The following is a 21,121-nucleotide window of genomic DNA, read 5'->3' as shown; positions in this document are numbered from 1 at the left end:
CCACCTGCCGCCGCGCGCCCATGCTGATCTTTCCCGCCATAGACGCCACCGGACCAATTCGATGGCAGCCACCCAATCACCCGCGAGAAGTTGTCCAGTAACAATCCGGATGGGGCAATGCGCTTCAGTTCGGCGTCTCCAAGGACGCTTCGGGAGCGGCAGCATGCGAAGCGTCTCCGAATTCCGTTCACCGCGTCTTTCGCAACATCGGCGTAAGTGGCGGTGAGCAACCGTGCTGTATCTCTCCAATGATCTTGAACCCGTGGCGTTGGTAAAAGGGAATGTTTTCAGGATTCGAGCTTTCGAGGTAGGCAGCGAGGCCCTGCTCATCACAGCGTTGAAGAGCGTACTTCATCAGAAATGTGCCAAGCCCTTGTCCGGCCCAGTTCGGATCGACAGCGATCAGGGGCAAATACCAATGTGGCTCGGAGGGATGATGTTCGGCCATTCCCTGGCGCAGGTGTGCCATATGTTCGCTGATTTCAGGGCGCAGGGACAGCGCCATGATTGCGTCCAGCGCATCCTCATCCTGCTGCACGCCCGGAGGCAGCCACAGGGCCGCCGCGCGAGTCTCTCCCGTGACGTATGCTGTGCCATGCTCGAATGCTCGTCCGCCACAGGCCTTGATGAACTGAGTCATGCTGCCAAGATATTGCCCAGGGTCCGGCCAACTCCAACGCATCAAAGGATCGGCCGCAAAGCCGAGGACAATCGTCCAGACGATTCTTGCCCGAATACTTGCGTTTGCCGAGGTGACGCCCGGCTCTCTTGTCATGATGCACCGCTTTTCGATCGCAGAGTTGAACGTGAGCGGAATGGATGTGCCCCGAACATTCATCCCCTTTAATTTCCCCCTCCGGCTCTCATCCCGCCTCAGAAGGCCGCCTTCGACGGCGGCTTCGGACGAAGGTTCCTCGCTGGGAGCCCCTGACCCTTGGACCTGCCGAGGACTTGTGCTTTTCGCCATGAGAGCGTCATCTGGATCCTGCCCTGTCCGAAAGGGCTCATTTTGTCGGCGTCGACAAGCCTGGCAGCCTTCCGAAGGAAGCGAGAAGGACGATTTGTGTTACAAGGTGATCTTGTTTCGCCAAACGTTGCGAGTTGCATTCGCTCGACGAGTCTAAGCACCGCAGTCTAATTTGGAACCTGCCAACCCAGGTAGGTGCTTGGGATTGTCTGCCGCAAGGATTGCCAACGACTTCCCCTTCAGCCTTGCCGCAGCGATCGCACCCGTGACGTCGCCCGCGCGGATCGAGTTGCCGCCTCCGTCGGCCGGCGTCGTCTGGGTCAACGATCATCACCGGCTCGACCCCGCCTCGCCCTGAGGCGGCCTCGCCGCCACCGGCCGCGAATGTGGCACCCAGACCTTCGACGACCACCTCGAGACCAAGAGCGTGATGATCGCCACGCACGAGCAGCCGTTCGACTGGTATCGCGACACGGCCAACCAGAAGCGGCTGAACTAACAGAACGACAAGCGGCAGACGTTCGAAGAAGGCGGGCCGCATCAATGGAGAGAGTCAATGTCGACATCCGTGAACGCAGGCACTCGTCTTGCTCGACTGCCGGTCGAGCCATTCTATCGCCGCATCATACTGCTGATCGGCATAGGAACGTTTTTCGACGGTTTCGACATCTACATTGCCAATACCGTGCTGAGCCTGATGCTGAAGACGAGCTTTTCGACCTAGCCCAGAATGCGGTCTTCATCTCCGCGACCTTCGTCGGCATGACGCTGGAAGGTTTGGTACCGGGTTTCTCGGTGACCGCTATAGACGCCGCGTCGCGCATAATCTTGCCAGCAGCCAGGCGGAGCGCTCGATCTGCGTCAGGTCCACGTCGGGCAATGCGCAGGGTTCGAAACCGATATACTTCCAGCCGCCGGCGAGCGTGGCCTTCGCCGTTCGCCGATCCAGCACGATGTCCAGATAGTCGTCCGTGCACCGGCTCAGGGCGGTGTCGCTCACGCTCGCTCCGTCGGGCGACGGCGTTGCGTCGGATCGGAGCGACGGCAGCGGGCGCACGCCGCCGCGTCCCGCAAGTTCAGCCCGGCGCACGCTGGCCTGCCCCCGCGGCGTCGCTGCGGTAGCGGCTGGTCGAGGTCTGGTAGTACTGCGCGCGGATGGCCACCATGGCCTCGATCAACGCTCCCCACGGCGCGGGAAAGCGTTCTTGCGCCATCAGGTGGTGCAGCATGCGCGTATGGCCGGCCAGCTCGTCCTTGAGGAACTCTACCACAGGCATAGCCGGATAGCGCTGCAGCAGCAGGATCGCCGCGTTGTCGGCCTCGCCGGCCGAGCTGTCCTTGTCGCGTCCATGCAGATCGTTCTGCAGACGCCCTATCGCGGAGATGAGCCGCAGGACTTGGCGAAACGCCGGACGCGCGCGCAAGGTCGCCATGTCCAGCCCCCACAGCAAAGACAGGCAACAGAACACATTCGCGTAGGCGATCGAATCGATGCCGTTGAGCAGGTACTCGGCGTAGGACCAGCGTTCCGCCCCTGCCGCCCGCACGTGTCCGGCGCGCAGCGCCGCGCAGTAGCGCCGGGTATCGTCGAGAAGCTGAGCATAGTCGCGATGATCGTAGGCGAGTGCGGCCAGAGAGGTGCGCAGCACAGCGCAGCCCTCGAATCCGGGGAGCGCGCACGGCACGCCCTGCCCCAGCGCCTGCTCCACAGCGGCGAGCTGCTCCGGCGCGATCAGGCCAACGTCGTTGCAATCGTCGAGCCAGAACAGCAGCGCCAGTTCGCGATAGAACGCCACGATCAGCGTTTCGTCGTGCGGATCGCGGCCGGTGCGGGCGCTGGTGTCGAGCAGGCTCGGGTGGATGCGCTGCAGGATGTACTGGCCGCCCCTGACCGCTTCCATGGCATGCTCGTCGGCGAACCCGTTCAGGGAATGCCCCCACTCCAGCACCCGCTGCAGCGCGCGTTCGGTCTGGATCATGGCGCCGCTCCTGCTCTCTCGGCCAGGGCGCGCCGCCCCCAATGAAGCGCCAGCCACAACCCGGCAAGTTCGGCCACACGCACGACCCGCGTGGGGCAATACAGTTCCTTACCGATCCACAGCGGCGTCTGCGGCAATGCATGCGCCGCATGGCGGGCGAGCATCCACTCCAGCGCATGCGCCACCGCCTCCGCGATGCGCCGGCGCCCTGTCGGCTGTTCGCTCCCGTCCATCACATGCAACGCGAACAGCGCATAGGCGGTTTCCTCGAATGTGGACGCGCGACCGGCGCCCCAGCCGCCGTCGTCGCGCTGCGCCTGCAGCAGCGCCGCCAGCGCGCGCTCGTCGCGCCACTGGGGGTTGCCTTGCGCCAGCGCAGCGATGGCATGCGCGGTGGGATACAGCCATGAAACGTGCCATTTTTCGTTGTCCCATACACCGTGCGGGTTGCAATTGGCCTCGACATAGTCGCTGGTGCCGGCGGCGGGCTTTCCCAACAGTCGCAACGCATGCAGGGCATGGATGTTGGTCGACACCGAGGCATTGCGCTCGCCGGGGAAGGTGACGAATAGCTCGCCGGTTTCGAAATGGCGCAAGGCATCGACCGCCGGCTCGCGGCCTGCAAGGCGCAGGACGCACAACGCAATGGCGGTGTCGTCCGCATCGGCCGCGAAATGCAACGCCGGGCCGAGACCGCGCACGCCCAGGCGGGCGTCGAGCTGCAAGACGATCACGCGCATCACCTCGGCGAGCGCGGGATGCGCGAACAGCCCGGCCAAATGCAGGGTGTACAGCGACCAGCATGGCTCGAACACATTGATCGGCCAGACGTTGGGAACGACACCTTCGATGCCGCTGCGCGTCGCCCGCGATGCTGCCTGCAGATACGCGTCGGCGCGCCCGACCTGCGTCGTGCTCCCCTGTGTCACGGCGTGCGCACGCCAGGCGGCGGTCGCCGCCGGACTGATGCCGATGCTGCCGTCGTCGTCCGGGCATGCGGTGGTCGGCGACGTCCCCCAACCTTCCCAGGAGTGCAGCAACGGATGGCCGCTCGGCAACCTCCCCAGCGCCCCCAGCTTGACCAGGCACGCTTGCCGCAACGGCACCAGCGCCGGGTGGCGCGGAAACGCCACGCCGCCCATCAAGGATGCGGCCTCGCCGCAAAATTGCGGCAAGATCAGCTCTGCGCCGATCGGCGCGTCTTCCGGCACCGCATGCGCGTAGGGATCGGGCTGGCGTTCGAGGAACCGGGTTGCAGCCTGGACTGCGTCGGCAGCGCCGGGAAGAGGATCGGCACACTGCAATGCCAGCAACGCCGCCCACGTGGGCGCATGACGAAACAGCGGGAAGTCCGCGCTTCCCCATCCACCATCGGCCTGTTGCTGCGAGATGAGCCACGCGTAGGCGTCCTGCCGACCGGTGACGTTGCCGTGGAATTGCAGAGCTCGCGCCGTGTCGTAGACGGACGGACCGACGCTGCCGCCATCGCTCATCTCGCTCAGCAGGTGGCGCAATTCGGAAAGGATCTGTTCGGACTGCGCGTTCACGCGAGATGTTCCTTCTGCAGACGGTTGACGAGAACCAGGATCGGGCAGACGCCGCGCACGTCGCCGCAGGTCCGTCGCGGCCCGGCCGATGGGCAGCGCCGGACGGCCGCACGCCACCGACGCTGGCGCCGGTCCGCCGCATAGGCTTGGCCGCAGCGCGCCGCGGCCGTGCAGGGCAACCGCTGCGATCGGCGCCGCGGACTCGGACACGGTGCAGCATGCACCGCTACCGCCGGCCGATCGCTGCGGCACAGGGGCGACTTCATGCGCACGGGCGCGCTCATGCGCATGGCGCGTGCTTGAAAAGGTGCGCGTTGGCCCGCTGCAGCATCTGCCCCAACCGTTCCGCACGCGGCCCCAGCGGGACGATGGCCTCTCCGGCGTCGCGTAGTAGATCGAGCGCGAACTGGCGCGCAGCCTGCAACCCCATGATCGACGCGCAGGTCGGCTTCTGCGCCGCCGCGTCCTTGCCGGGGGTCTTGCCGAGCGTCGCGGTATCCGCTGTCGCATCGAGAATGTCATCGACCACCTGCAACGCCAGGCCGAAACAGGCGCTGTAGCGATCGAGCGCACAATACAGCGCAGCGTGCGCGGCATCCTCCGCGATGGCGCATAGCGCGCCCATGCGAACGGACGCGCGCACTAGCGCTCCGCTCTTCATCCGGTGCATCGCGACGATCCTGTCCAGCTCGACGTGCTTTCCGACCAGCGACAGATCGATGGCCTGCCCGCCTGCGGCACCCTCGGCGGACACCGCCCGCGCCAGTTCGCGCACGAGCGCGATAGGATTGTCGCCCGGCGCATCCAGGCTCGCCAGGGTCAGGAAGGCGTGCGCCTGCAGCGCGTCGCCGACCAGGATCCCGGTGGCTTCGCCGAACTTGACGTGCACGGTCGGAAGGCCGCGGCGAAGCACGTCATTGTCCATCGCGGGCAGGTCGTCGTGGACCAGGGTACAGGCGTGCATCATCTCGATGGCGGCGCCGACGTCGTCGAGCATGTGCGCCGGCGTGTCGGCCAGTGCGCCGGCGGCCAGACAGAGCAAGGCGCGGGTGCGCTTCCCGCCATGCAAGGTGGCGTAGCGCATCGCCGCCATCAGCTCGGTCTCACCGTTGTCTTCGGCGCAGAGAAGGCGCGCGAGCGCTTGTTCGACCCGCTTTGCGCCGTCGTGCATCCAGATCTCCGGCAGCAGCCTGTCGGAAGCGCCGCGCGTCTGCGCGCCCAATCCGCCGAGCGCGGAAACGCCAGTTCGGTCGTCGTGTAGCGTGGAACCGGTCTGCATGCTGTTCATGTCCTTGTACCTGACAGGAGACGGCCACGGCGAGCGGCGGGCCGCCGCGGTGTTGCCGGTGTCGCTGCCTCGCCATACGGGCGCAAGCGATGCCAGCTCATGAGAATCCGATGCGGATTTTCATGGACGGATGTGCGGTCGGGTAATAGCGCCGGCCTTTTTCGGCGCTGCTCAACAACCGCGGCCGCACCCCGGCCTTGTGCATGGTCAGCGCCAAGGCGATGCAGAACTGCACCAGTTCGAGCCATACCAGGTGGTAGCCGATGCAGACGTGTGGGCCGGTACCGAACTGCAGCATGTCCACCCGCCGGATCGGCTCCGTGCGTTGCAGCCACCGCGCCAGGCGGAACTGATCAGGCGCCTCGTGCAGCAGCGCCGAGGTCGAGAAATGCAGCAGCGGGATGCACAGATGGGTGCCCGCGGGAATGCGCCGTTGGCCGAGTTGCAATTCCTGCAGCGCCCGCCGCGGCAGGAGCGTGGTTGTCGGATGCACGCGCAGCGTCTCGCGGAACAGGGCCTCGGCGACTGGACACTGCGCCAGGTCCGCGTGCCGGGTCGGCACCGCGCCCACGCGTTGCGCCTCCTCGACCAGGGCGTCCCACAGCACAGGCTGCCGCGCCAGCTCGATCACCATCCAGGCCATCGTCGAGGCGGTGGTGTCGTGACCGGCAAGCAGCAGCAATCGGATATTGGCGACCAGGACGTCATCGGAGAGCGCATCGTCGCTGCGATCGAAGGCGCTCACCATGTCGTTGATCAACCCGCTGCGCGCGGCATGCGCGCGCGCGTCGCGGACGAACTGGCGCAACTGCGCGTCGATCCAGTCGCGGGCGGCGCGGCCGCGCCGCAAGGGCAGACCGGGCAGGTCCACCGGGGGCGCGACGATCAACTGCAGCAGTTGCCGGTACTTGCGATGCCATCCCGGCAAGTCCTGCGCGGGGATACCCATGAGGCTGAAGATGAGATTGAGCATCAGGTCGCCGGTTTCGCGCAGGATGGTTACGTCGCCGCGGTCACGCCACGCCTGCACCCGCGCCCAGATGACGGGCGCGAACAGGTCGCCAATGCCGGCCTGAGTCAGCCCTTTGGGCAGGAACGCCGCCTTGATCGCATCGCGCGCCTGCCGGTGCGCGCCGCCGTCCTGGGCGACCAACGTTCCGCCAAGTAACTCGGGCGCGATCTCTTCGATCAGCGCCGAGGACACGTCCTTGTGCCGGAGCAGTGCGAACGCATCGGGATCCACGCACGTCATCAGGTGTCCGGCAGGGCCGAAATCCAGCCAGAAGTGGCTGCCCAGCATCCGTTCCGCGCGCCCCAGCAGGCGCGGCAGGTCGCAGACGATGGCGGGAAGATGCCCGACCAGGGGGAAAGCGCCGGGCACGACCGGGATGTCGTACCGCAGCCGGTGCCGACGAGCCAGGGGGTTGAGCAGCATGTCCATCAGCAGCGCGGCGCCGCAGGCGCTTCGGCGGTGTTGCCGGCAGGCCGCGCGGCGCGGCTGTTGCCACCGTCGGCGTACGTCGGCACATGCGCCAGCATGCCGCCGTCAATGCACACGACCTGGCCGGTGATGAACGCAGCATCCTCGGAAAGCAGGAACGCCACCAGCGCGGCCACGTCCTCGGGACGGCCGACGCGCGGCAGGAGCTGGTGCCGGCGCAGATGCCGCTGCATGCGCTCGTCCAGCTTGGCGAGGAGACGCTCGGTCATGATGAGACCCGGCGCAACCGCGTTGCAGCGGATCTGCGCATGACCGTACTGGGTGGCGAGCGAGGCCGATAGCATGTTCATCGCCGCCTTCGACGCGGCGTAGGACGTCTGCGCGGTGTCACCGCTGAGCCCCTGGCACGACGACATGTTGACGATGGCGCCGCCGCCGCGGGCGATCATCCGTGGGATGGCCTGCCGGCAGCAGAGCAGGCTACCGCGCAGATTGGTCGCCATGGTCTGATCCCAGACCGCCAGGTCCAGGTCGAGGATCGCTCGGTCGCGCGGGGTCAGATGCATGGCGCTCGCGTTGTTCACCAGCAGGTCGACCCCACCGAAGTGCCGCTCCGCCGTCTCGAACAGCGCTGCCACCGCCTGCGCATCGGCGATGTCCATCGCCAGCGCCAGCGCGTGGCCCGCTTCGGCCGCGATCTGCGCGGTGCAGGCGATGGCCGCCGAGCCATCAATGTCGGCCACCACCACTCTGCCGCCCTCGCGCGCGATGGCTAGGGCGCATGCCTTGCCGATGCCGGCGCCGGCGCCGGTCACCACGGCCACCTTGCCTTCAAACCGTCCGATCGTGTCCTCGTGGATTGCGTTGGTCTTTCGCGGCCTGCCGCTCGGCCTCGCCGGAGAAGGCGCGGGGTCGGCGGTGGCGCGCTCGTCATCGCCAGCGTCGCTTTCGATGACCCGAATGGCGGCGACCGGGCACTGGCTGGCCGCGAGCCGCACGCCGGCGTGCAGCACCTGCGGGACCGTCGCCACGCACACTTCGGCCACGCCGTCCGGTTCGCGCTGGCGAAAGGTGCCCGGCAGCGTCAGCACGCACTGCCCGGTGGTTCCGCACAGATCCTGGTCGACCACGACGCGCATCTCAGCCACCGTGCTCATGCAGCCGCACCGGCAGCGCGCGGAATGTCCTAAGGAACGCGGAGGGCTCCCGGGTGGGCTGCTCGGCCAATGCCAGCGTGGGGAAGCGCGCCTGGATCCGCGGCAGGCTCTCGGCCAACTGCACCCGGGCCAGTTGCGCACCGAGGCAGAAGTGGATGCCGTGGCCGAAGCTCAGCATGATCTTCCCGTCGGTCGACATGCCAGGACTGGTGCCGTAGAACCGCGCGGGATCGAAGCGGTCGGGGTCGGCGAAGGCGTCCGGGTCGCGATTGCCGGCCGCGATCAGCACGCGCACGTCCGCGTTCTTCGGGATCACCACGCCGCCTAGTTCGATGTCGCGCTGGGCGATACGCGGAATGGAGCTGAACATGGCGGGCGCGTCGCAGCGCAGGACTTCTTCGACGAATGCCTTCACCCCCGCGGCGTCTCCCTGCAGCCAGTGCCGCTGTTCGGGATACGCCAGCATCGCCAGGACCGCATGGTCGATGGTCGCGGCAGTGGTGGCGAAGCCGCCCAGCAGCATGCCCCACAGCATGCTGATCAACTCCGCATCCGACAGCGTGTCGGCATCGTGCTCGTGTGCGCCGACCAGCATCGACACGATGTCGTGGCGGGGATCGGTGCGCTTGCGCTCTATGAGGTCGCCGAAGTAGGCCTGCACGCTGGCGCTGGCCGCGTCCGCCGCGGCGAGCTGGGGATCGCTGGCGTGCGGGCTTAGGCCTTCCAGAATGGCGCCGATGCCGGCGGCGAGCCCGAACATGTCGTCTCGGGGCATGCCGAACAGTTCGGCGAAGATTAGCATGGGCAAGGCCAGCGCGAATTCCCGATGAAGGTCCACCGCCTCCCCGCGCTCCAGCGCGGGCGCCATGCCGTCCAGGCGCGCTGCGACGATGCGCGCGATGCTCGGCCGCAGGTTGTCGATCTGGCGCATGGTGAAATCGCGCGAGATCAGCCGGCGCAGACGCGTATGCGTCGGTGGGTCCTTCATCGCCAGCGTGGACGCCAGCAGATTGAGCGACAGGCTGGTCGCCGCGCGCGGGAAATAGCGCGCCAGTTCGCCGGGCGCCGGTCCCCGAAACGCATCCCCCGTGGCCTTGAGCGCCCAGTAGATGTCGGCGTGGCGGCTCAACAGAAAGAGGCCCGACGCCGCGCGATGCACCGGATCGTGCTCGCGCAACCATCGCAGGAACGGATACGGGTCGTCGATGCACGCTGGCGAAGCCAGTTCGGCGAAGGCGTCCCGGCATGCTGCTGTGGTTTCTTGCACGTCCATCTTGCTTAACTGTTGGCTGGCTGATCTGAACGGCGCGCGCCAGGCGCGCCGGCAAATTGCGGAGAAGATCGCGATTCCCGGGGGCGTCCGCGCATCACCAGAGCACCGGCAACTCTTCGAACCCGCCAGTGATGATCTCCTTGCGCAACTTCAGTTCTTCGGGCGCCACGGCCAGGCGCAGCGCGGGAAAGCGCTGGAAGATCGAACCGAACACCACTTTGAGTTCCAGCCTGGCCAGCGCCATGCCAAGGCAGTAGTGCGGACCGTAGGAGAACGCTAGGTGCGGATTTTCGTCGCGCCCGATATCGAAGATTTCCGGATCGTCGAAATGGCGCGGATCGAACGACGTCGCCGGCAGTCCGACCAGCACCTTGCTCTCCGCGGGAATATGCACGCCCGCGATGGTCACGTCGGTCCTCGGATAGCGCATGATGCCGTCCCAGCCCACGCCCACCGGGTACATGCGCAGGATTTCCTCCACCGCCGTGTCCACCAGGGATGGATCGCCGACCAGGCGTTCGCGCTGTTGCGGATGGCGGAACATGGCCAGCAGGCCGAATTCGATCTGCGCGACGGTGCTCTCGTGCCCCGCCACCAGCATGCCCGCGGCCAGGCCGATCGCCTCTTCCTCGGTCGCCTTGCCCTGGTCGACCGCCGCGAGCAAATCCGTCAGCAGGTTGTCGCCCGGATCCTGGCGCTTGTCCCGCATCTTTCCGCGAATGTAGGCGCGCAGTTCTTCCCAGGCCAGGCGCGACGCGCTGCGCGGGCCGCTTTCATGCTGGTGCGTCATTACCTCGTCGGAGAGCCCGGCGAAAAACGCGTGATCCTCGTAGAGCACGCCCATCAACGCGCTGATGACCATGGCCGGAAGCGGAAAGGAGAGGTGGCGCCGCAGGTCGGCGGGCTGGGGCTGGGCCGCCAGCGTCTCGAACAACTGCGCGGCGATCGCCTCGACCTGCTGCGCGAGCAGCTTCACCCTGCGGTCGCTGAAGGCCGGCGCCACGATCGTGCGTAACCGGGCATGCTCGCCCCCCTCGTGCGAGACCAGCCACCCCGGCGAACCGAGAATTACCGAATCCGGGGTGAATGCCGCGGGCGGCATTCCCGCGGGCCGGAACGCCGCGTCGGACAGCACCGCCTTGGCCTCGTCGTAGCCTGTCACCCACCAGCCTTCGTGCCCGGACGGGAAGCGCACGCGGTGGATCGGACCGTTGGCGCGTAGCGCCAACATCTTGGGCGAGGGCTCGATGTGATCGACGCGCCACATCGGCAGCGTCGGCAAGGGTTGTTCGGACATGGTGACACTTCAGTCTCTACGCGATGGAAGGGCGGAAGGTGACCGGCAGGCGCTGCGGGCTTCACGTGCGCTTGCGTTCACTTCTGTTCGTCGATGATAATCGGCGGGGAAGGCGGCCGGACCCTAGGGCCTCAAAGTGTCTTTAGCCAACTACCGAATCTTGTAGTGGCGTCCTAAACTAAACGCCTGGTGGCGCAAAAAACATGCGGAAACTCTGTCTCCACGCGCTGCAATACGGAAACCTATTTCCGATGCGTATTCGCCTATGTTGGCTGGCTACATACGCGTGTCGTCGGATTCCGAGCGCCAGAGCACGGACTCGCAGCGCGATGCGCTGCTCGCCGCCGGCGTTGATCTGGTGACCGGCCTGGGGTTCGCCACGACGACGAAGATGGCGCATTTCGCGAGACTTGATAGAGGGCCCGCGATTTTCGATGCAAACGTCAGCAAGGCGACCGTTGATCCTTCGGGCCCTTGGGGAAGCTCGTTTCCAAGAACAAGATCCCTTCTCGGCTCAACGAACTTCCATGCGAAAGGCGTGCTGAACTATAGCAACTACGTCGAGGAAGCAGCGAGGCTTGCACGGCGTCACAACACAACCCTTTCGGGACAATAAGCTCGCAAAGGAAGCAGGTCCTTCAGCCGTCCTGACGCGCAATGACAGCCGCTGCAAAGAGCCCGGGCTGGCGCTATTTCGTCGTAACGCGTACCGGCAGTGAGCTGAGGGCCCGCAATCCGCTGCTGTCGCGGTATACCGGCTCGCCCGTTGTCTCGATTGATGCGACGCTCGCCGCCAAGGCCGCCAGAACGGCTTCGCCTTCGAGCCGCGCGATCATCTGCCCCACGCAGCCGTGGATCCCGGTGCCGAAGCCGATATGCCCTGAAACGCGCCGGGTGATGTCGAACTGGTCGGGCCGTTCCCACCGCGTTTCGTCGCGATTTGCCGAACCAATCAGCAGTAACAGTTTCTCGTGCTTACCGATCGGCACCCCTGCGATCTCGGTTTCATGCGGTGTGGTCCGGAAGACGCAAGGTGCGGCGGAATCATAGCGCAGGCTCTCATCGAATGCCGCGCGCGCCAGCGAAGGATTGGCAGCCAGTACGGCCCACTGCTCCGGATGACGGGTCAAACTAAAGAGAGCCATGCCTATGGCACTGATTGTCGTATCCAGCCCCGCCGAGAGAAAGGACCGAACGAGCAGAGGCGCTTCGTCCTGGGTGATTTCGCCGCTATCGGCAGCCTCGTAGACCTGCGCGCCAAAACTGCCGGGAGCCAATGCCTCCCGTTGGCATTTTGCGGCGACCCAGGGCAAGACTTGAGGTGCCTGGGCCATGAGAGTTCGAAAGTAGTCGTTCTCGGGCCCCATGCCGGCAAAGACCATTGCGCCGTAGGTCAGAAAATTTTCGCGGCCTTCGTTGTCGATGCCCAGGGCGTCCGGAAATACGGTCACCGGAAATACTTCGGCAAGATCGCGGACTGCGTCGAACGATCTCTTTTCGATCAATTCATTGACCAGCGCGACAGCCTTGGCCTTGAAGCCGTTCTCGAGGCCCCGCATCGCACCCGGCGACATGATCCGCGCCAGCACCTTTCGGGTGCGTGTATGTAGCGGCGGGTCAGCTTCAAGGACAATGCTCGGCGGACGCCACGGCTTCTCCTTGAAATAATTGACGATGCCGGCCCCACCGGCATTACTGAAGTTCAGATGGTCCGCAAAGACCGCCTTGATCTCGGCAAAACGCGGCACGGCGAAGATGCCGTACTTCTCAAGGCGGACGATGGGCGCCTTCGCGCGAAGCGCGGCATAGGCCGGATAGGGGTCGATGCGAGTGTCCCAGGCGAACGGATCAAAATCGCTGCAGGCGTACTCCAGTGCCGATGCTGCCACCGCTTCCCTCCCACTGTCGTTTCGTGTAGTTAATTGACTATAGTCATTTATAATGAGAGTTGGCAAGCCCACGGTCGAAGGGCGTTTTTGCCATGTAGCTGCAGGAGACCCCGGGCGGAGATTCGGATGTCGGTCGAGAGATCAGGAAACCCTAAGGCGATGCGGCGCTTTCAGAAGCGCGCGCGCCAACAAGCTGACAAGCAAGCGTTGCAGGCTCGAATCCTTGAAACAGCGCGAAAGCAATTCGCGAGCGGCACACTCGAAACGGTTTCGATCCAGAAGATTGCCGATGCGCTCGGTTACTCGAAGGGCACGGTTCTCAAATACTTTCCGACCAAGATCCTGCTACTGATGGCAGTGAAGGAGAGGAATCTCGAGGAAATGGCGGATCGGCTCGAACAAGTCCGCGCGCTCCATTCCAGCGGCGAGGCCCGGCTGCGGCGCGTCATGCAGGCCTATATCGATTATTGGGTCGACAATCCCGATCATTTTCGATCGCTCTATTCGATGGCCGGCACGGTCGAGGATAGGCGTTTTCCCGACGGGGTTTATTTCGGGCAAACTGAGATCGCACGAAAGGGATACGGGCTCTTTGTGACCTCGATCGCGGAGTATCTTTCCGAATTGGGCGTGGAGGCGGCGCCAGGGCTGACGGAGCGCCTAGCGACCGCCCTGCTATCGGCGGCGCATGGGGTGATCTCGTTGCCACTGGGAACACCAACGATGAAATGGCCGGACATTCGCGGCAACGGGCGATTGGTCCTCGGCAGTCTCATCGACGCTTGGTCGGTGAAGATCAAAGCCGCTCGGCGGACCAAGACCTGGCCGAGAATTTCCATTGGTGATTTTCTTTAGCTCGGCAGCACCGGCTTGATGGCAGCCGTACGAACACCCCGTAACGCTCGTGCGCCTGGACGCGCCGCTCACGCAGAAGTTCTTCCAGCTTTCCGCTCTCAATCAACCGCATCACAGCCTCGGAGCAACAAACCAGGCACAGGCGTGCAGGAGGAGCTCAGTTTGAGCGATGTAGGCCGGCGGGACTGTTACTGTCCCGAGCCTGAAGGCTGGCGCAAGGCATTTGGAGTAGGACGTGATTTAGAAGGAGCGGGCCAGCACCAATGAGGCGATCGGCACAGGACGCTCGGGGAAGAAAAAGCCGTAAACGTCATCCTCTATGATGGCGAGATCGAGCTCCTCCGCGAATTCACCGATGCGCGGCCGCGGTCAAGACTCATCGTGCGAGCCGTGGGGCTCTGCAACGTCGGCAGGCAATAGAGCACTCGCGCTGGGACGCCCGGCAGGCTTTTTCAGCGCCTCAGGTGGTCGCCATCGGACAGCCGGCCGTCAGCGATGTCCCGCTCCAGAGCACTGACCAGGGCGAGCTAGCGCGGCCCCTCGGACGCGAGTTTCCGCGGCCGGCGCGTATCTGCAGGAAACCTGGCGCCGCAAACGGCCAGTACGTCATCACGCCGCAGATGAGCCCCGCCTTCGTGGAGGCACTCGCTGTCAGCAAATCCCACGGCATCGGTCCGGCGAGTTGCGCCAAGATGAATGCTCTCGGGCTGTACACTGCCTCGACCTCCGCAATCAGTCGCTCGACTCTGCAAGCCAATTCGGCAAGGCCGGCGCGTAATACTACTGGATATCGAGGGGCATTGATCACCGCGAGGTCCGCGCGAACCGGATCCGGAAGTCGGTTGGTGCGGAGAACACGTCCTCAACCGATCTTTAGCGCTTTCGACGCAATGGCCTCCGAGTTGGGCCCGCTGATCGAGAAGGTCTGGCGGCACTGGGAGGACAAGGACCGCGCAGGCCCGGACCGTCCGGCTGAAGGCTCAAGTCAACGATTTGGACATCATCACGCGCAGCAGGTCCAGGCCGATCGCGATTCATTTCGAACCACCGCGAGCTCGAACACTTCTCGATCGCGCTGCTTGAAAACGAGATGCCTGCTCGACAGCCGGTTCGGCTTCTTGGAGAATCGTTGTCCTCGCCCACGGTGAGGGGCAGGCTGAGCCGCGACTCGGCCTGGCCGATTTGAGAGGCGCAGTTTCGAGCAGGATTTCGGGAGGGGAGCAAGCCCAGGTCGTGTGCAGTGCGGCAGAGTTCATTAGTTCACATTAGTGAATCCCAAAATGGAAAGACTTGCGGTAGGATTTGGCTTTCCAAGGGGCGTACCCATGTTTGAACAAGCTACAACCGCTCTATTGCGAGCGGTACTTGACGAGGTCTGCGAAAAGCTACCCCGCGACGAGACGGGCGCTCGCACCCATGTCGCGTGCAAGATCCTCGAAGCCGCAAAGACCGGCGAAACGACACCAGACGAGCTGCGGCAGATTGGCCGGAAAGCCCTGACACAAGCGCCGAGGATGTGGCGTTGATCGGGCGAGGGGCGCAGTGAATTTCCAGGTCACGGTCTTAAAGATCCTGGTGAGTTACCCCGAGGGATTCGCCGTGATGGCGGACCTCAAGCGCGACATGGCCATCCTGGCGACCAGCGGCCCGGAATGGGCCGAGCGCACCAAGCGGATGGCGACGCGCGTACCGGGGCTCGACATTTTTTCGGACGGCCTCGTCGAGCGTCAAAACGGCGGCTGGAGGATTACTGTGAAGGGACGAGCCGTGCTCGAATCCATGGAGGCGCGCCGGACCGAACACGAACCAGTCGAGAAGGTGCCAGTCGAAACGGCCGGGCCACCAGTGCCCATCCTTGCCGCTGCCGGCAGAGCGAGCGAAGCGCCGACGCGAACGGCGCCAGCGTCGCCGCGAAGCCCGCGAACGCGCGCGAGCGCATGCATCTTAAGTGGACAGGGCGCGGCGGCAGCCCAACTCATCCAAAGAGTAGATAGCTCCGGTCGCTGCCGCGCCGACCCGCGTCTCGTCGGTCCAGCCGACAGCTCGGCGATAGCTGCCCGTCGCCGCGGTCCGCTTGAGTGCCTTGCCGTCGACGGGCGTGTTCTCATCGGCGAAGGGGGAGACCCAGTGCGCATCCTCGGGACAATAAAGCTCGCAAAACGAAGCATGTCGTCGTGACGGGCAATGACCGGAATTCAATAGGTGCCGAGGTTGCCGTGCATCGCCTTCCATAGGCTGTCGTAATCGGCGAATGCTAAGCCGGTGTTCACGATGCCCGCGCTCGGCACCAGGGTGGCAAGGATCGAGGACGATTAGTTGAAGAACTCACGCCGCTGCGTACCTGGTCAGGAGTTCGGTGTCGGAGCCGAGTCTGATTGGCCGGAAACAGCCTGATCTCCAGCCGGCCGCTCGTCGCTTCGCGGATACGGTCGATCGCCTCTTGCGCCCGAATATTCACCGGATGGGTCGATCCTGTCCGGTCTCTGAACTTCTAGACGAACTCGGCGGCAGACGCGAGACGGGTCAGAATCCTGCAGAGAGGTACGGCCGTAGCCGCCCTGCGGATTCCGACGAAGTCGCCCAGGCGTACCGATATGAAGTCGCCCGTGGATTCCGAGACGATGTCGCCCACCTTTCCGATTTGATCTCGCCCAGCGGCGAGGCGTTCTGGCCGGCTGGTTCTCTGGCATCGGTCAAGCCGCGTGGTCAATCTGGAATCGCGACTTCAACCTGTTTTTCTTCTTCTGCGGTTGCTGTGGGCATGTGGGCAACGCGATTGCGTTGTCCAAGCGCAGCGGCATGTCCACAGCGCCACGGGCTCAAGTCTTTCGGGCGGATTGCCGGGTTCGGCGCAGGCTCTCACCGGTGAGGTCGAGCCGATGGGCATTGTGGACGAGGCGATCGAGCACGGCGTCGGCATAGGTGGGATCTCCAATGAGCAGATGCCACTGGTCCACGGGGAGCTGGCTGGTGACGATGGTGGAGCGATGACCGTAGCGATCTTCGAGGATTTCCAGGAGGTCGTGACGGGCACCGGCGTCGAGCGGCTCGAGTCCCCAATCATCGAGGATCAGCAGATCGACACGGCCAAGGCCGCGCAACAGGCGTGGATGGCGGCCGTCGCCGCGGGCGAGCGCCAGATCGTCGAACAGTCGCGGGACGCGCTGATAGAGCACGGAGCGATTGTCGCGACAGGCCTTGTGGCCGAGCGCCGAGGCGAGCCAACTCTTGCCAACGCCGGCCGGGCCGCAGATCAGGAGATTGACGTGGTCGTCGATCCAGCGGCCCTCGACAAGCTTAGCGAACAGCGGGCGGTCGAGACCGCGCGGGGTGCGGTAGTCGATGTCCTCGACGCACGCCTGCTGGCGCAGCTTGGCGTAACGCAGGCGAGTGGCGAGCCGTTTGTCGTGCCGCAGCGAGGCTTCACGTTCGAGCAGCAGCGCAAGCCATTCGGTGTGACCGAGGCTTGCGGCCTCACCGGTGGCTTCGATGTCGGCGAAGGCCTTGGCCATGCCGTGGAGGCCGAGGGCGTTGAGGCGGTCGAGGGTCGGATGGGTGAGCAAGGGATGATCTCCTAATTGTAGTAGCGCGGTCCGCGGATGTTGGCATGCAGGATCGGCGCATCGTCCGCGGAACGCTGGTGAGCAGAACGCCGATCGAGATTGTTGGCGAGGATCGACTTGACCGAACCATAGGTGCGCGCGCCGATGTCGATTGCCCGCGCAGCCGCGGCGTCCAGCCGTTCGCGCCCATAGGAGGCGGCGAGCCTGAGGATGCCGAGGCAGGCGCGGAAGCCTTGCTCGGGGTGCGAGCGCTCGTCGAGAATGAGGTCGCACAACGCGCTGGTCGCCGGCCCGATCGCGGCGGCGTCCTGGCGGATACGCGCGATGGTCCAGCCGGCGTAGCGCCGATGGCTGGAGGCCATGTGCTCCGGCACGGTGGTGTGTTTGTGATTGCCGCTCATGCGCTGATGCGCGGCGATCCGCTCGCCCTTGTGGAAGATCTCGACGGTACGGGCCGTGAACCGCACCTCGACCTCGGCGCGGGCGAAGCGATGCGGAACGCTGTAGTAATGCTTCTCCACCTCGACGTGGTAATCGAGACTGACGCGGCGGATCCGCCACTCGGCGAGGACATAGGGGGACGCCGGCAATGGCTTGAGCGCCGGCCGGTCGACCTCCTCGAGCAACCGGCGGCGTGTCACGCCGAGCCGCCGGATCGGCCGTTCCTCATTCAGCCTCGTGAGCAGTTCGCCGATCGCCGCATTGACCTCGGCCAGGCTGTAGAAGGTGCGATGGCGCAGGCGGCCGAGCAGCCAGCGCTCGACGATGAGGACGGCCTGCTCGACCTTGGCCTTGTCGCGCGGCTTGCGCGGCCGCGCCGGCAAGATGGCGGTGCCGTAATGCGCCGCCATCTCCGCGTAGGTACGATTGATCTGCGGGTCGTACAGGCTCGCCTTAATGACCGCGACCTTGGTGTTGTCGGGCACCACCAGCGCCGGTATGCCGCCGATCGCCGCGAAGGCGCCAACATGGGCGCTGATCCAGTCGGCGAGCCCCTGCGTCCACGTCGCCTGCGCGTAGGTGAAGCTCGATGCGCCGAGCACGGCGACGAAGATCTGCGCCGTTCTGCGCTCACCGGTCAGGCGGTCGACCACCACCGGCACGCCATCGCCGGCATAGTCGACGAACAACTTGTCGCCGGCCGCATGGGCCTGGCGCATCGTCACCGACAGGCGGCCCTCCCAGGCGCGGTAGAGCTCACAGAAGCGCGAGTACCGGTATCCGCCGGGCTCGGTGGCGATATATTCCTCCCACAGGATCGACAGCGTCACGTGCTTGCGTTTGAGCTCGCGGTGCACGGTCGCCCAGTCGGGCTCGGCGATGCGGCGGTGACCCTGACGGTTGCCATTGCCGGTCTTCGCGAACAGGCGAAGTTCCAGAACCGTGTCGGTGACGTCGTCTGGCAACGGCCAGCTCAAGCCCGCGGCCTCGAACCGCCGGAGCGCCAGGCGCACCGTCGAGGGCGCCGCGCCCACCCGTCGCGCAATCTCGCGGCTCGGCAGCCCGGCCGCCTTCATTCTGATCACATCGCGCACACGGCGCATCGCAAGCCTCTCCGTCGGCATCCAGGGTCCCCTTCGCAAAGCCGAAAGAGTTGACCCTATGGGAGCCAGAAGAGGCCTCGTCACCCGGGCGACATCATCCCGGAATGGTGGGCGACATCATTTCGGAACGGGTGGGCGACTTCAAATCGGAATGGTGGGCGAGATCATCTCGGAATCCTGGGCGACATCGATCGGAATCCGCACCGCCCTCAAGAGCGAACGGCGGCTGATGATTCCGGGCTTCGAGACAATCATGTTTTCCTCCTGATCCTGCATTGACGTTGCTGCCGACTGCAAGCTGCGCTGGCGTGCAGCCTTCCGGGCTCTTCACCGGCTCTCGATCGCCGGCATTTGGGCAAGAGCCATCGCTCGCCGCCGCAATAAACGGCGGGAGTAGCTCCTCAATGGGCTTCCCTTGATTGGCGCTTAGCGCCGGTGCACTAAAGCCACTGTTTGATCTGCCTTGCGACCTCTGCGGTGGAAATCCCGTAACGGTCGTGCAGTGTCGGAAGTGCGCCAGCGTCAAGGAATTCGTCCGGCAATGCGATCTGGCGGAAACGCGGATGAACGCCTGAACGCATCAGAACCGCGGCAATTGCCTCGCCAAGGCCGCCAATCGTCGTGTGGTTCTCGGCAACGACGACAAGACGGCCCGATTTGCCGGCTTCACGCAAAATCGTCCCAGTCTCGAGCGGCTTGATGGTTGGAACATGCAGCACCGCAGTGTCGATGCTGTCGCCCTTCAAGGTTTGCGCGGCCTCGAGCGCGCGCATAGTCATGATGCCGGATGAGATGACCAGGGCGTCCTTCCCGTCACGAATCAGCTCGGCCCTGCCGAGCCCGAATTTGTAATCATATTCGTCCAGCACGAGCGGCACCTGGCCGCGCAGCAGGCGGGTGTAGATAGGCCCGTGATGGGCCGCGATGGCGGGCACCAGCTGCTCGATTTCGTGAGCATCGCAGGGATCGATGACCGTCATGTTCGGCATCGCGCGAAACAACGCGAGATCTTCGGCGGCCTGATGGCTCGGGCCGTAGCCCGAAGTCAGGCCCGGCAACGCGCAGACGATTTTCACGTTGCGGTCTTCCTCCGCGATCGTCTGGTGTATGAAGTCGTAAGCCCGCCGCGATGCGAACGCCGCGTACGTTGTTGCGAATGGCATGAAGCCTTCGGCGGCAAGGCCGGAGGCCGCGCCGAACAGCAACTGCTCGGCCATAGCCATCTGATAATAGCGGTCCGGAAATTCCTTCGCGAAGATGTGCAGGTCGGTGTATTTGCCGAAATCGGCCGTCATGCCGACCACCTCAGGGCGGCTGCGGGCGAGCTCGACGAGCGCATGTCCAAAGGGCGCCGGTTTCGTCTTCTGTCCTTCAGTCGCGATCGATGCGATCATGGCGGAGGTGGTCAGGCGCGGCTTGCCCGGCTGCGGTGCTGATCTGATGGTCCTCATGCCTGCCTCCCCGCTTCCAGCGCCGCAAGCGCGAGCTGCCATTCGTGCTGCTCGACGCGGATGAAATGATTCTTCTCGCGCTGCTCCAAGAACGGAACTCCTTTCGCCATCAGCGTGTCGGCGACGATCATCCGCGGCTTGGGCTCGGGATGGGACTTGGCGGTGTCGAACGCGGCAACCACGGCGTCGAGATCGTTGCCGTCGACACGCTGCACGAACCAGCCGAAGCCCTTGAGCTTCTCGACCAGCGGCTCGAAGGTCATGACTTGTGTGGAAGGACCGTCCGCCTGCTGATTGTTGACGTCGACGATGCCGATCAGATTGTCGAGCTTGTAGTGGCCTGCCGACTGGATCGCTTCCCAGACGGAACCTTCGTCGAGTTCGCCATCGGAAAACAACGTGTATACCCGTGCCTCGGATTTTTTGCGCTTGAGTCCTAGGCTCATGCCGACGGCAATGCTCAGCCCAATTCCGAGCGATCCGCCCGACATTTCCATTCCGGGCGTGTAGGAGGCCATGCCCGACATCGGCAGGCGCCTTTCGTCGCTGCCATAGGTTTCGAGTTCTTCCTCCGGGACAATTCCCGCTTCGATCAAAGCTGCGTAGAGTGCGATGGCATAATGTCCGTTGGAGAGCAGAAAGCGGTCCCGGCAGTCCCATGACGGATCTTCAGGCCGGTAACGCATGGCGTGGAAGTAGGCCACGGCGAGAACATCGGATATGTCCAGCGCCTGCGCGATATAACCCTGCCCCTGGACTTCGCCCATGCGCAACGCATTGCGGCGGATATTATAGGCGCGGTCCGCCAGCTTGGGCGCGTTGATAAGCGTATTGGTGGGCGTTTCCATCGATCTGGACCTTATCTCGCTG

The 21,121-nt window shown here is 64.7% G+C and carries 16 protein-coding genes and 7 pseudogenes; 7 read left to right on the top strand and 16 right to left on the bottom strand.

The features are described 5' to 3' along the window. Window positions 1–187: 187 nt before the first annotated feature. Window positions 188–838, bottom strand: a complete 651-nt coding sequence (locus BRA471DRAFT_RS07435) for an N-acetyltransferase (RefSeq protein WP_007605898.1) — start codon at window positions 836–838, stop codon at window positions 188–190. A gap of 340 nt (window positions 839–1,178) precedes the next feature. Here BRA471DRAFT_RS07435 and BRA471DRAFT_RS40220 point away from each other — a divergent pair. Then, window positions 1,179–1,466, top strand: a pseudogene (locus tag BRA471DRAFT_RS40220) (aldehyde dehydrogenase family protein); the annotation flags it as partial. A gap of 57 nt (window positions 1,467–1,523) precedes the next feature. Next, window positions 1,524–1,691, top strand: a complete 168-nt coding sequence (locus BRA471DRAFT_RS39480) for a hypothetical protein (protein WP_231171049.1) — start codon at window positions 1,524–1,526, stop codon at window positions 1,689–1,691. Window positions 1,692–1,793: 102 nt separating this feature from the next. On the opposite strand, the pseudogene BRA471DRAFT_RS07430 reads toward BRA471DRAFT_RS39480, so the two are convergent. From BRA471DRAFT_RS07430 to BRA471DRAFT_RS07390, 9 genes and pseudogenes are all read right to left on the bottom strand, one after another. Next, window positions 1,794–2,024 (bottom strand): annotated as a pseudogene (locus tag BRA471DRAFT_RS07430) (type 2 isopentenyl-diphosphate Delta-isomerase); the annotation flags it as partial. A gap of 19 nt (window positions 2,025–2,043) precedes the next feature. Further along, window positions 2,044–2,946 (bottom strand): hypothetical protein, encoded by a 903-nt coding sequence (locus BRA471DRAFT_RS07425; protein ID WP_007605894.1) that lies wholly within the window; start codon window positions 2,944–2,946, stop codon window positions 2,044–2,046. Then, window positions 2,943–4,493 carry a hypothetical protein gene (locus tag BRA471DRAFT_RS07420; RefSeq protein ID WP_007605892.1) on the bottom strand — a complete coding sequence of 517 codons (1,551 nt, stop codon included), beginning with the start codon at window positions 4,491–4,493 and terminating at the stop codon, window positions 2,943–2,945. The genes BRA471DRAFT_RS07425 and BRA471DRAFT_RS07420 overlap by 4 nt, the downstream gene beginning before the upstream one ends. A gap of 280 nt (window positions 4,494–4,773) precedes the next feature. Then, on the bottom strand, window positions 4,774–5,772 hold the full coding sequence (locus BRA471DRAFT_RS07410; RefSeq protein ID WP_007605890.1) for a polyprenyl synthetase family protein: 999 nt from the start codon (window positions 5,770–5,772) through the stop codon (window positions 4,774–4,776). Between the two features lie 106 nt (window positions 5,773–5,878). Beyond that, on the bottom strand, window positions 5,879–7,222 hold the full coding sequence (locus BRA471DRAFT_RS07405) for a cytochrome P450 (protein ID WP_007605888.1): 1,344 nt from the start codon (window positions 7,220–7,222) through the stop codon (window positions 5,879–5,881). After that, complete coding sequence (locus BRA471DRAFT_RS07400) at window positions 7,222–8,067, bottom strand: SDR family oxidoreductase (RefSeq protein ID WP_035974728.1); 846 nt, start codon at window positions 8,065–8,067, stop codon at window positions 7,222–7,224. Before BRA471DRAFT_RS07400 ends, BRA471DRAFT_RS07405 begins: the two co-directional genes overlap by 1 nt. Continuing rightward, a pseudogene (locus tag BRA471DRAFT_RS39475) lies at window positions 8,054–8,361 on the bottom strand (ferredoxin). Before BRA471DRAFT_RS39475 ends, BRA471DRAFT_RS07400 begins: the two are co-directional and overlap by 14 nt. Before the next feature lies 1 nt (window position 8,362). Next, window positions 8,363–9,652, bottom strand: a complete 1,290-nt coding sequence (locus BRA471DRAFT_RS07395) for a cytochrome P450 (protein WP_007605882.1) — start codon at window positions 9,650–9,652, stop codon at window positions 8,363–8,365. A gap of 94 nt (window positions 9,653–9,746) precedes the next feature. Continuing rightward, the gene (locus BRA471DRAFT_RS07390) at window positions 9,747–10,949 is read right to left on the bottom strand and encodes a cytochrome P450 (RefSeq protein WP_007605880.1); all 1,203 of its coding nucleotides are present in this window, start codon (window positions 10,947–10,949) and stop codon (window positions 9,747–9,749) included. A 265-nt stretch (window positions 10,950–11,214) separates the two neighbouring features. On the opposite strand from BRA471DRAFT_RS07390, the pseudogene BRA471DRAFT_RS36405 reads away from it, so the two are divergent. Further along, window positions 11,215–11,304: pseudogene (locus tag BRA471DRAFT_RS36405) on the top strand (recombinase family protein); the annotation flags it as partial. Between the two features lie 334 nt (window positions 11,305–11,638). On the opposite strand, the gene BRA471DRAFT_RS07380 reads toward BRA471DRAFT_RS36405, so the two are convergent. Beyond that, entirely contained in the window at window positions 11,639–12,838 is a 1,200-nt protein-coding gene (locus BRA471DRAFT_RS07380; RefSeq protein ID WP_007605878.1) for a cytochrome P450, read from the bottom strand. Window positions 12,839–12,964: 126 nt separating this feature from the next. Here BRA471DRAFT_RS07380 and BRA471DRAFT_RS07375 point away from each other — a divergent pair, with 126 nt between their 5' ends. The 4 genes and pseudogenes from BRA471DRAFT_RS07375 to BRA471DRAFT_RS40215 all read left to right on the top strand — a co-directional run. Continuing rightward, window positions 12,965–13,693 (top strand): TetR/AcrR family transcriptional regulator, encoded by a 729-nt coding sequence (locus BRA471DRAFT_RS07375; protein ID WP_007605873.1) that lies wholly within the window; start codon window positions 12,965–12,967, stop codon window positions 13,691–13,693. A 575-nt stretch (window positions 13,694–14,268) separates the two neighbouring features. Further along, window positions 14,269–14,879 (top strand): annotated as a pseudogene (locus BRA471DRAFT_RS39470) (DNA polymerase IV); the annotation flags it as partial. A gap of 139 nt (window positions 14,880–15,018) precedes the next feature. After that, window positions 15,019–15,219 (top strand): hypothetical protein, encoded by a 201-nt coding sequence (locus BRA471DRAFT_RS39465; protein ID WP_035973643.1) that lies wholly within the window; start codon window positions 15,019–15,021, stop codon window positions 15,217–15,219. A 16-nt stretch (window positions 15,220–15,235) separates the two neighbouring features. Continuing rightward, window positions 15,236–15,488, top strand: a pseudogene (locus BRA471DRAFT_RS40215) (hypothetical protein); the annotation flags it as partial. 403 nt (window positions 15,489–15,891) lie between these two features. Here BRA471DRAFT_RS40215 and BRA471DRAFT_RS40210 read toward each other — a convergent pair. The 5 genes and pseudogenes from BRA471DRAFT_RS40210 to BRA471DRAFT_RS07340 form a co-directional block, all read right to left on the bottom strand. After that, window positions 15,892–16,289: pseudogene (locus BRA471DRAFT_RS40210) on the bottom strand (TRAP transporter substrate-binding protein); the annotation flags it as partial. Window positions 16,290–16,512: 223 nt separating this feature from the next. Then, complete coding sequence (istB, locus tag BRA471DRAFT_RS07355) at window positions 16,513–17,256, bottom strand: IS21-like element helper ATPase IstB (protein WP_007605871.1); 744 nt, start codon at window positions 17,254–17,256, stop codon at window positions 16,513–16,515. Between the two features lie 11 nt (window positions 17,257–17,267). Next, on the bottom strand, window positions 17,268–18,800 hold the full coding sequence (gene istA, locus BRA471DRAFT_RS07350; protein WP_083843304.1) for an IS21 family transposase: 1,533 nt from the start codon (window positions 18,798–18,800) through the stop codon (window positions 17,268–17,270). A 440-nt stretch (window positions 18,801–19,240) separates the two neighbouring features. Then, window positions 19,241–20,251, bottom strand: coding sequence for a transketolase family protein (locus BRA471DRAFT_RS07345; RefSeq protein ID WP_007605868.1), 1,011 nt, complete (start codon window positions 20,249–20,251; stop codon window positions 19,241–19,243). After that, the gene (locus BRA471DRAFT_RS07340) at window positions 20,248–21,099 is read right to left on the bottom strand and encodes a transketolase (protein ID WP_007605866.1); all 852 of its coding nucleotides are present in this window, start codon (window positions 21,097–21,099) and stop codon (window positions 20,248–20,250) included. The genes BRA471DRAFT_RS07345 and BRA471DRAFT_RS07340 overlap by 4 nt, the downstream gene beginning before the upstream one ends. Window positions 21,100–21,121: the final 22 nt, after the last annotated feature.

Origin of the sequence: Bradyrhizobium sp. WSM471 (assembly GCF_000244915.1) — a bacterium.
GTDB lineage: Bacteria > Pseudomonadota > Alphaproteobacteria > Rhizobiales > Xanthobacteraceae > Bradyrhizobium.
This window is presented reverse-complemented; position numbering and strand designations above follow the sequence as displayed.